Annotated in this window: 10 protein-coding genes and 1 pseudogene; 9 read left to right on the top strand and 2 right to left on the bottom strand. The window is 42.8% G+C overall.

Annotated elements, in window-relative coordinates:
- Window positions 1-227: 227 nt before the first annotated feature.
- The 8 genes from LQZ07_RS24520 to mnmE all read left to right on the top strand — a co-directional run bounded on the left by LQZ07_RS24520 (window position 228) and on the right by mnmE (window position 6,442).
- The gene (locus LQZ07_RS24520; RefSeq protein WP_016400279.1) at window positions 228-986 is read left to right on the top strand and encodes an amino acid ABC transporter substrate-binding protein; all 759 of its coding nucleotides are present in this window, start codon (window positions 228-230) and stop codon (window positions 984-986) included.
- Window positions 986-1,654 carry an amino acid ABC transporter permease gene (locus tag LQZ07_RS24515; RefSeq protein ID WP_040306767.1) on the top strand — a complete coding sequence of 223 codons (669 nt, stop codon included), beginning with the start codon at window positions 986-988 and terminating at the stop codon, window positions 1,652-1,654. Before LQZ07_RS24520 ends, LQZ07_RS24515 begins: the two co-directional genes overlap by 1 nt.
- A 2-nt stretch (window positions 1,655-1,656) precedes the next feature.
- A complete protein-coding gene (locus LQZ07_RS24510) occupies window positions 1,657-2,403 on the top strand; it encodes an amino acid ABC transporter ATP-binding protein (RefSeq protein ID WP_152785065.1) in 747 nt (248 codons plus the stop codon).
- Window positions 2,404-2,620: 217 nt separating this feature from the next.
- Window positions 2,621-2,755 (top strand): 50S ribosomal protein L34, encoded by a 135-nt coding sequence (gene rpmH, locus LQZ07_RS24505; RefSeq protein WP_016400276.1) that lies wholly within the window; start codon window positions 2,621-2,623, stop codon window positions 2,753-2,755.
- Between the two features lie 4 nt (window positions 2,756-2,759).
- The gene (gene rnpA / locus LQZ07_RS24500; RefSeq protein WP_249483435.1) at window positions 2,760-3,113 is read left to right on the top strand and encodes a ribonuclease P protein component; all 354 of its coding nucleotides are present in this window, start codon (window positions 2,760-2,762) and stop codon (window positions 3,111-3,113) included.
- Window positions 3,083-3,337: a membrane protein insertion efficiency factor YidD gene (gene yidD / locus LQZ07_RS24495; protein WP_152785067.1), complete on the top strand. Its 255-nt coding sequence runs from the start codon at window positions 3,083-3,085 to the stop codon at window positions 3,335-3,337. Before rnpA ends, yidD begins: the two co-directional genes overlap by 31 nt.
- Window positions 3,338-3,345: 8 nt before the next feature.
- Window positions 3,346-4,986, top strand: coding sequence for a membrane protein insertase YidC (gene yidC / locus LQZ07_RS24490; protein ID WP_152785069.1), 1,641 nt, complete (start codon window positions 3,346-3,348; stop codon window positions 4,984-4,986).
- A 91-nt stretch (window positions 4,987-5,077) separates the two neighbouring features.
- Window positions 5,078-6,442 (top strand): tRNA uridine-5-carboxymethylaminomethyl(34) synthesis GTPase MnmE, encoded by a 1,365-nt coding sequence (gene mnmE, locus LQZ07_RS24485; protein WP_152785071.1) that lies wholly within the window; start codon window positions 5,078-5,080, stop codon window positions 6,440-6,442.
- Between the two features lie 334 nt (window positions 6,443-6,776).
- On the opposite strand, the gene LQZ07_RS24480 is transcribed toward mnmE, so the two are convergent.
- Together LQZ07_RS24480 and LQZ07_RS24475 are read right to left on the bottom strand one after the other, a co-directional pair.
- Window positions 6,777-7,208, bottom strand: coding sequence for a hypothetical protein (locus tag LQZ07_RS24480; RefSeq protein WP_152785073.1), 432 nt, complete (start codon window positions 7,206-7,208; stop codon window positions 6,777-6,779).
- Window positions 7,201-7,980 carry a serine hydrolase gene (locus tag LQZ07_RS24475; RefSeq protein WP_152785075.1) on the bottom strand — a complete coding sequence of 260 codons (780 nt, stop codon included), beginning with the start codon at window positions 7,978-7,980 and terminating at the stop codon, window positions 7,201-7,203. The genes LQZ07_RS24480 and LQZ07_RS24475 overlap by 8 nt, the downstream gene beginning before the upstream one ends.
- 202 nt (window positions 7,981-8,182) lie before the next feature.
- Between LQZ07_RS24475 and LQZ07_RS24470 the strand changes: the two are divergent.
- Window positions 8,183-9,134: pseudogene (locus tag LQZ07_RS24470) on the top strand (IS3 family transposase).
- Window positions 9,135-9,239: the final 105 nt, after the last annotated feature.

Here is a 9,239-nt window from a genome sequence, read left to right as displayed (position 1 = left end):
TCGCGACTCCGCGTTATCACCAAAAAGACCGTCTATTTTATAACGGAAGCCGCTTAAACTCTAGGTTTCTTATGAATTATTCACAAGCAGATAACAAATATGTGAATAAAATTCGCCGAGCCAGATAACAGCTTAGTTATTTGATATAACAACAGCGTATTTGTGTATTTACTGAGGCTGAACTAGAATTTTTACCCATACACAACTACAGATACAGAAGAATAGAAATGAAACTACTAAATAAATCACGATTGCTACTTGGTTTACTGCTAGTTAGCCTAAGTCCTTGGTCAGCATTTGCACAAGATACCGTTAAAGTAGGTATGTCTGGTCGTTATTTTCCTTTCACTTTTGTAAAACAAGATCAGCTACAAGGCTTTGAAGTTGATGTTTGGAATGAACTGGCCAAACGTAATGATTGGAAAGTTGAATTTGTAACCGCGAACTTCTCTGGCCTATTTGGCATGTTAGAGACAGGTCGTGTAGATACGATTTCTAACCAAATTACTATTACCGACGAACGTAAAGCTAAATACCTATTCTCTCACCCCTATGTGGTGGATGGCGCGCAAATTGTTGTACGTAAAGGCAATAGCGAGATTACTAGCATTGACGACTTAAAAGGTAAAAAGGTTGCAGTAAACCTAGGTTCTAACTTTGAGCAGCTATTGCGCAAACACGACACCGATAATCAAATTAACATAGCGACTTACGATACAGGCATCGAGCAAGATGTTGCATTGGGTCGTTCAGATGCATTTGTTATGGACCGTGTATCTTCGTTAGCACTTATCAAGAAATCTGGTCTACCCTTAGCGCTAGCGGGTCAGCCTTTCGAAACCATCGAGAATGCGATGCCATTCAAAAACAACGAAGCAGGCCAAGCATTACAAGCTAAAGTTAACGCTAGCTTAGAAGCTATGCAGCAAGATGGCAGCCTAAGCGCAATTTCTCAAAAATGGTTTGACGGAGACATCACCAAATAATGTCTACATTTGACTTCGGTTACATGTTAGAGCTGTTCCCAATACTGTTTAAGTATTTGGGAACCACCATGGAAATGGCTGCAGTTGCAGCCGTTTTTGCATTAGTGCTTGCACTAGTATTGGCTCTATTTCGTGTATTTAAATTGCCGCTGCTTAATCAATTTGCAGTGGTATTTATCTCATTTTTCCGCGGTACGCCGTTACTGGTACAACTGTTTATCTTGTATTACGGCTTACCTCAGGTATTCCCAATTCTGATTGGCTTAGATGCATTTAGCGCATCGGTTATCGGCTTGAGTTTGCACTTTTCTGCCTATAAAGCAGAAAGCATTAGAGCAGCCATTAACTCTATTGATAAAAGCCAGTGGGACGCTTGTTACGCCTTTGGCATGACTCGACTGCAAGCTTTGCGGAGAGTAGTGCTTCCACAAGCACTGCGCACTGCCCTGCCTTCTTTAATGAACTATCTTATCGATATGATTAAAAGCACCTCTTTGGCATTTACCTTAGGTGTGGCAGAAATTATGGCTAAAGCACAAATGGAAGCATCTAGTAGCTTTAAGTTCTTTGAAGCATTTTTAGCAGTAGCACTTATTTATTGGGCAGTTGTTGCAGTATTTACCCAGCTACAAAACCTTGCTGAACAGCGACTATCGAAGGCTTATTAACGATGATAAAAATCTCCAATTTAAGCAAGTCCTTCGATGGGCAAAATGTGCTTAACGGTATCGATTTAGAAGTAAAAGAGGGCGAAGTTGTAGCGATCATCGGTCCATCAGGAACAGGAAAATCTACTTTCCTACGTTGTATTAATTACTTAGAACAACCCGATACCGGCCTTATTAGCGTAGATGGTTTAACAGTAGATGCACAAAGCCATCAACAAAAAGACGTGCTTGCGCTGCGCCGTAAACTATCTTTTGTCTTTCAAAATTACTCGCTATTTGCCAACTTAAACTCAGAGCAAAACATAGCTGAAGCGTTGATCACTGTTTGGAAGCAACCCAAAGATAAAGCCTTAGCCGAGGCAAGAAAGATACTTAAAGATATTGGCCTAGCGGATAAAACCAAACACTACCCTAGCCAATTATCGGGTGGCCAACAGCAACGTATAGGTATTGGCCGTGCTATGGCTACTCACAGCCAAGCTATATTGTTTGATGAACCTACATCAGCCTTAGATCCAGAATGGGTTGGCGAAGTGCTTGAACTCATCAAAAAACTGGCCGAGCGCAAACAAACGTTAATTATTGTTACTCATGAAATGGCCTTCGCCCGCGAAGTTGCCGACCGCGTGGTATTTATGAGTGATGGAACCATTGTTGAACAAGGTAGCCCAGAAGAACTGTTTAATCAGCCAAAAGATCCACGAACTCAACAGTTTATATCGCGTATCGTTAAGCGTAATCACGGCTAATTACATTGTTTAGTTGCACCTATATATAGGAGCACTATAATGCCGCCGAAGATCCAAAGGATCTTTTCCACAACAGTATTTAAGATTAAGCGATTTTTCGTTTGACTTAGAAGAGGTGAATGATTAGAATTTCGCCTCTTTTTTACCCGGTGCGCCTACCATTTTGGTTAATTGCGCCGACTGTACAGTAAAAAACTAGCTAGCAAGAGTAATAAATATGAAACGTACTTTTCAACCAAGCGTACTAAAGCGCAAGCGTAGCCACGGTTTCCGCGCTCGCATGGCAACAAAAAACGGCCGCCAAGTTTTGGCACGTCGTCGCGCTAAAGGTCGCGCAAGTCTGTCTGCATAATTAAGTGCAAAGACATTCTTTTAGCAGGGAGTTACGTTTGTTAACTCCCATGCATTTCAAACATGTATTCTCCAACCCCGTTCGTGTGGGTACCCCCCAACTCACTATCCTTGCCAAAACCAATACTCTAGAACACCCTCGTCTAGGTTTAGCTATTTCTAAAAAAAGCGTTAAACTAGCGGTAGGTCGTAATCGAATTAAACGTTTGGTAAGAGAAAGCTTTCGTCTACATCAGCACAAGTTGCCCGCAGTAGATATAGTGGTTATTTCCAAGAACGGTATTTCAGACTTAGATAATAAAGACCTGACCAAGCTTCTGGAGAAATCATGGCGAAGACTAACGCGCCGTTGCGAATAATCGCAATTATGCCAATCAAGGCTTATCAATACGTGATAAGTCCTTTGCTTGGTCCGCGCTGCCGGTTTACGCCAACATGTTCAGATTACGCGATTGAAGCAATTAATTTGCATGGTGTGTTAAAAGGTAGTTGGTTAGCAAGCCAACGTCTATTAAAATGCCATCCTCTACATCCTGGCGGACATGATCCGGTTCCAGGTTCCAAAAAAACCAATAGTGATTAACTAAAATTATGGAATCTCAACGCAATTTACTGATAATTGGGTTGCTGTTTGTAAGTTTTCTTATATATCAGCAATGGCAAAAAGACTACGGCCCACAGCCTGTAGTAACTACTGCTACCAATACTGTTACCGCAACTGGTACTACTGCAAATGGTGATGTGCCAGCCAGTGCTTCATCTCACGACGATTCAGACTTAACGCAGGCTACCGCTGCAGGTCAGTTAATCACGGTTACTACCGACGTTCTTAAGCTTAAAATTAGCGCTCAAGGCGGTGATGTAGTGAGTGCAGAACTATTGGCCTACCCAATAGAAGAAGACTCAACAGAACCATTTGTACTGTTAGAAGAAAACCCTAACTTTACCTATGTAGCCCAAAGCGGCTTAATTGGTCGTGATGGCCCAGATGCCAGCGCCAACGGCCGCCCAGTTTACCAAGTAACTAGCAACAGCTTTGAACTTGCTGATGGTAGCGATGAACTGGTTGTAGCACTTAACTACCAAGACCAAAGCGGTAACGTATTTACTAAAAACTTTACCCTTACTCGTGGTAGCTACGACGTAAACGTAGACTTTCAAGTAAGCAACAAAAGTGACTCCGACCTAAGTTTGCAACTATACAGCCAACTTAAGCAAACCGATAAAGAGCATAGCTCTAGCATGGTAATGCCGGTTTATCGTGGCGGTGCTTACTCTAGCGAATCAACTCGTTACTCAAAGTACAGCGTTAAAGACATCAAAAAATCTAACCTAAATGAAACCACTACTGGTGGTTGGGTTGCGATGATGCAGCACTACTTTGTAACCGCTTGGTTGCCAAACGAAGGCGATACCAACCAGCTATATTCAAACAGCGGTAACGGTTTTGTATTCATGGGTTACAAAGCGCCTTTACAAACCATTGCGCCTAACGATACAGCTACCCTAACTAGCTCGTTATGGGTTGGCCCTAAACTGCAAAAGCAAATGGCTGAATCAGCAAAACACCTAGACCTAACCGTAGACTACGGCTGGTTATGGTTTATTGCTCAACCATTGTACAAACTACTAACCTTCTTCCACAGCATTGTAGGTAACTGGGGTGTAGCAATTATTCTTATCACCTTCACCGTAAAAGGTTTGTTGTACCCGCTAACTAAAGCGCAATACACCTCTATGGCGAAGATGCGCTTGCTGCAACCTAAAATGGCTGCACTTCGTGAGAAGTACGGTGACGACCGTCAGAAAATGTCGCAAGGCATGATGGAGCTGTACAAGAAAGAGAAAGTAAACCCCTTAGGTGGTTGTTTCCCTATCTTGCTACAAATGCCTATCTTTATTGCTTTGTACTGGTCATTAATGGAAAGCGTAGAGTTACGTCATGCACCGTTCTTTGGTTGGATTACCGACCTATCGGTACAAGACCCATTCTACATTCTGCCTATTTTGATGGGTGTGAGTATGTTCTTCATTCAGAAGATGTCTCCAACCACCGTAGCCGACCCAATGCAGGCTAAAATTATGCAGTTTATGCCGGTTATCTTTACTGTATTCTTCTTATGGTTCCCAGCAGGTCTAGTACTTTACTGGTTGATGAGTAACGTGGTGACGCTGATTCAGCAAACCATCATCTACCGTAACCTTGAGAAAAAAGGATTGCATAAACGCTAAGCACAAAGTTTCGCAACAATGCTAAAATGCCATTCAGTGAAGGCTGAATGGCATTTTTTATTTTCAGCAGAAATGAGCAAAGAGAGTGAGCATGAATTCAACTGATACTATTGTGGCGCAAGCTACCGCCCCAGGTCGTGGTGGTGTAGGCATAATTAGAGTATCTGGCCCTTTAGCCCAGCAAGTAGCCGAAACGCTATTAGGCAAGTGCCCTGCTCCTCGCTACGCCGATTACTTACCGTTTAAAAGCCTTAGCGGAGACACACTTGACCAAGGTATTGCACTGTACTTTAAAGGGCCAAATTCCTTTACCGGTGAAGATGTACTAGAACTACAAGGTCACGGCGGACCGGTAGTAATAGACATGCTAATTCGTGAAATTTGCCAAATAGATGGTTTACGCATGGCTCGCCCAGGTGAGTTTAGTGAACGCGCATTTCTAAACGACAAGCTCGATTTAGCCCAAGCAGAGGCCATTGCCGACCTTATTGAGGCCACCAGTGAACAAGCAGCCAAAAGTGCCTTACATTCGCTGCAGGGTGAGTTTTCAAACAAGATCCATAGCTTAGTTGAAAGTGTTACTCGCCTGCGTATTTACGTTGAAGCCGCAATTGATTTTCCCGAAGAAGAAATCGACTTTTTAAGCGACGGAAAAGTACAAGCCGATTTATACGCCATTATCGAAGAATTAGGCTTAGTACAAAGCCAAGCTCGTCAAGGCTCGTTACTGCGAGAAGGCATGCGAGTAGTTATCGCTGGCCGCCCTAACGCAGGTAAATCAAGCCTACTTAACGCCCTAGCAGGAAAACAAGCCGCCATTGTTACCGACATAGCCGGAACCACTCGTGACGTATTACGCGAGCATATTCATATTGACGGTATGCCACTGCACATCATCGATACCGCTGGTTTACGTGATGACGCAGACGTTGTAGAGCAAATAGGTATAGAGCGCGCCTGGGAAGAAATCAATAATGCTGATCGGGTATTGTTTATGGTGGATGGCACCACCACCGAGGAACTCGACCCACAAAAAATTTGGCCTGAATTTGTGGCAAAACTACCCACCAATATGGGCATGACGGTAGTGCGAAACAAAGCCGATGTTACCGGCGAAAACCTAGACGTAGTAATGGATCACGGACATCCTGTTTATAAGATTTCAGCGAAAACCGAGCTAGGCTTAGCAGAGCTAAAAGACCACCTAAAACAATGCATGGGTTTTCAAGGCAATATGGAAGGTGGCTTTATGGCGCGTCGTCGCCACCTTAACGCCATCGAACTTGCCGCAGAACACTTAGACAATGGCAAAACCCAACTAGAAGTTTATCAAGCAGGTGAACTATTAGCCGAAGAACTGCGCTTGGTACAACAACACTTAAGCGAAATTACCGGTGAGTTCAGCTCCGACGATTTACTCAGCCGCATTTTCACTAGTTTCTGTATCGGAAAATAAAGTGAGCAAACAACAATTAACTTGCTGAAATAATTAAAAATAAGAGACTAGTTGAATGGCAATCTCAGAAGTATGGTTTTAAAGATAGTACAAAGCGCTCAGCCAGTTTTGTTAACTACTTTCAACAGCAACTTGATATCAAAGATCAAACCACCTCAAGACCCAATCATTCAATCTGCATGTAGGCGAGAGCCTGATGACGCTAAGGTTATGCTTGCCTCAGCCAAAATGAGCTGATATTTAGAGGCTGAGCATGTGTTCGCAATAAAAAATACGCGGCTAAGTCAGTTAGCCACGTATTGTCAAACTAAGGTGTATTATTTTGTAGTGAAGCTTAATAGCTCTTAACCTGCTCAATTAACCACGCAATGTCGTTAGCTGCAATCTCAAAGTCTTGACCTATTTTGTAGGTGGAAAACTTAGCAATTGCCACGTTTGTCGCTTTATTAAAGGCGATGAATTGACCAAAAGAGCCCATGCCAATAGCAATGTCTTCATCAACGACATACCACTGGTTGCTGTAGAACTTAAGCATTGGCAGTGCTCTGCCATAAGCACTGTTCTTAAATGCAGCTGTTTTTTCTGGATTAGAGGTAAATACGTCGTCAATATATGTTTGAGAGATGGCTTCTTTACCATTAACAATACCGTCAGCAGCCATAGCATGAGGCAACTTTACAAAGTCTCTTAAAGTGTAAGATTGACCACCGTCAGCAGATACTTGTCCATGTAAGTTGGCAACAGTATTAGATATATACTCAGTCATAGAAGGCCTTCATGCCTTCATAAGCATGTTTACCACTAAGTTCTGAGCCCATATTATCGAGCAACAGTGTGTTAGGGCTAACGTAATACCAATCGCCATCAGCTAATTCAGGATTACGAGTTAATGAATTTAAAAAGCTAATTTGTTCATACTGGGCATCTTTAAAATCCCAGCCTGTCGCAGAACCAGAGAGCACTACAGGGCTGTTTGGATCGCCAAAATCTTCCGCCCAATAAGTTGGAGTGCGCATATCAGAAACATCTCGAACCGTAATGTCTTTGTAAATAGAGTCTGCAAGTTCAGGAATGATTTGACTGACTGTTTTGTCCATTACAGGCAACAATTGATTGTGCCAGGTTGCAGAAGTATATGATTTACCTACAGAGTACACTGCGTGCTTGGTGGTTTTATACATGCCTTGGGCATAATACTCTTTAACAATGGTGCCGTCTTTCACAACAATGTAACCGTCAGTATTGGTACCTTCTAAGTGCAAGACTTCGTCATTATTGAGTGGCGTAATGCTCTCATTAAAAATTAACGGAGTTGGCGAAGGTGCGAAGTTCCACGATACAACAGAAAACTCAGAGAAGTTACGATTAGCATAAACCGCTCCGCCTTCTGCATTTGGCGTAGCATCAGTAAGATCTGTTTTGTGTGGAGCTTCTGCTCCCATTTGGTCAGCATATTGCTGTTGATAAGGCAATTCGGCTGCTTGTACAGAAAGGCCTAAAGTAGACATAAGGATTAATGTAATAGGTAGTTTTTTCATGGTGCTTCTCCAACGGGTCGTAGTTTTGTTCAAAGGAGTAATTCGTTAGGTCTAACGATAAACCTAAATTTATTTACCTCGTAGTCCGAATCATCCCATTTTTGGGATACACCACTGGGTGGTCTATTTTTGACTGAATAAACGATAGGTGATTTGCTTGATTCTTGAGCGGGGTGATAATTAGAATGAAGCAGTTAATCAAATTACTGTTCACGGTTATGCCGTTGCAGATGTCGCAGAGCGTTTAGGTATCAGCACTAAAGCCTTGTATAACTGGATGCGTACCTACGCAAAACCGCCTAAGAAGCCTGTTCAAGAGCAAGATTTTCAAGCTAAAGTCGCTAGGCTTAAGTGAGAGCTTAAACGTACACAGCAAGAGAGGGACATCTTAAAGGAAGCCGCCGTGTTCTTTGCAAGCGAGTCAAAGAACGCTACCCGTTCATAAAATCTCGTAGCAACCATTAAGCGAGCGACAACGAGCAGATAAAAAACTCATGGGTCAGATAAAACAGTTCTGGATTGAGAGCGGCGGGCATTACGGTTATCGCAATATTCATAAGGATTTACTTGAAGCTCGCATTACCTGTGGCCGAGACCGAGTGCTGCGATTAATGCGTCAAGCAGGGTTAAAAACACAGCGTGGCTATAAATCACCGAAGGGCTATTATGGTGGTAAACCAGACATCATTGCAGCCAATACGCTTAATCGTGAATTTGCAGTACTAATGGATCTGTATGCTCGCAACATCGTTGGGTGGTCTATGGGAGAGCGTATGACTGAGGATTTAGTGCTTGATACCTTAGCCGCTGCGTATTGGCGGCGAAAGCTGAACAATACAGTGAACTTACATACTGATCAGGGATCTCAATACTCCAGCCGTAACTTTAGAAAGCTACTGACTGGCTTGGATATAAAACCCAGTATGAGCCGTAGGGGGAATTGTTGGGATAACGCAGTAGCACAAAGCTTCTTTAGCAACTTAAAGAAAGAAAAAGTACGCAATACTAAGTACAAAACGAGGGATGAGGCTAGACAAGCTATGTTCCACTATATCGAAATGTTCTACAATCCGAAACGTCGACATACTAACAATGACCGTATATCTCCTGCGGACTTTGAACAGCAGTATTTTGAGAATCTAGAAAGTGTCTAGGATTCTCAGGCCTTACCATTAAGAGGAACATAACCTCAAACTTTATAAGCCCCCTTATTTTAGGGGGCTCTCAGTACGGGAGTAAGCGATTGCTCGCCGAATTGA

It is taken from the genome of Agarivorans sp. B2Z047, from assembly GCF_023373605.1.
Lineage (GTDB): Bacteria > Pseudomonadota > Gammaproteobacteria > Enterobacterales > Celerinatantimonadaceae > Agarivorans > Agarivorans albus.
Note: the sequence above shows the minus strand (reverse complement) of the source record. Positions and strands in the feature narration are given on the sequence as shown.

What these genes read in the sequence shown, in the direction of transcription:
- mnmE (WP_152785071.1), top strand. Translation starts at nt 5,078, where the DNA reads ATGAATTCAACTGATACTATTGTGGCGCAAGCTACCGCCCCAGGTCGT.
- LQZ07_RS24480 (WP_152785073.1), bottom strand. Translation starts at nt 7,208, where the DNA reads ATGACTGAGTATATATCTAATACTGTTGCCAACTTACATGGACAAGTA.
- LQZ07_RS24475 (WP_152785075.1), bottom strand. Translation starts at nt 7,980, where the DNA reads ATGAAAAAACTACCTATTACATTAATCCTTATGTCTACTTTAGGCCTT.
- LQZ07_RS24520 (WP_016400279.1), top strand. Translation starts at nt 228, where the DNA reads ATGAAACTACTAAATAAATCACGATTGCTACTTGGTTTACTGCTAGTT.
- rpmH (WP_016400276.1), top strand. Translation starts at nt 2,621, where the DNA reads ATGAAACGTACTTTTCAACCAAGCGTACTAAAGCGCAAGCGTAGCCAC.
- LQZ07_RS24515 (WP_040306767.1), top strand. Translation starts at nt 986, where the DNA reads ATGTCTACATTTGACTTCGGTTACATGTTAGAGCTGTTCCCAATACTG.
- yidD (WP_152785067.1), top strand. Translation starts at nt 3,083, where the DNA reads ATGGCGAAGACTAACGCGCCGTTGCGAATAATCGCAATTATGCCAATC.
- yidC (WP_152785069.1), top strand. Translation starts at nt 3,346, where the DNA reads ATGGAATCTCAACGCAATTTACTGATAATTGGGTTGCTGTTTGTAAGT.
- LQZ07_RS24510 (WP_152785065.1), top strand. Translation starts at nt 1,657, where the DNA reads ATGATAAAAATCTCCAATTTAAGCAAGTCCTTCGATGGGCAAAATGTG.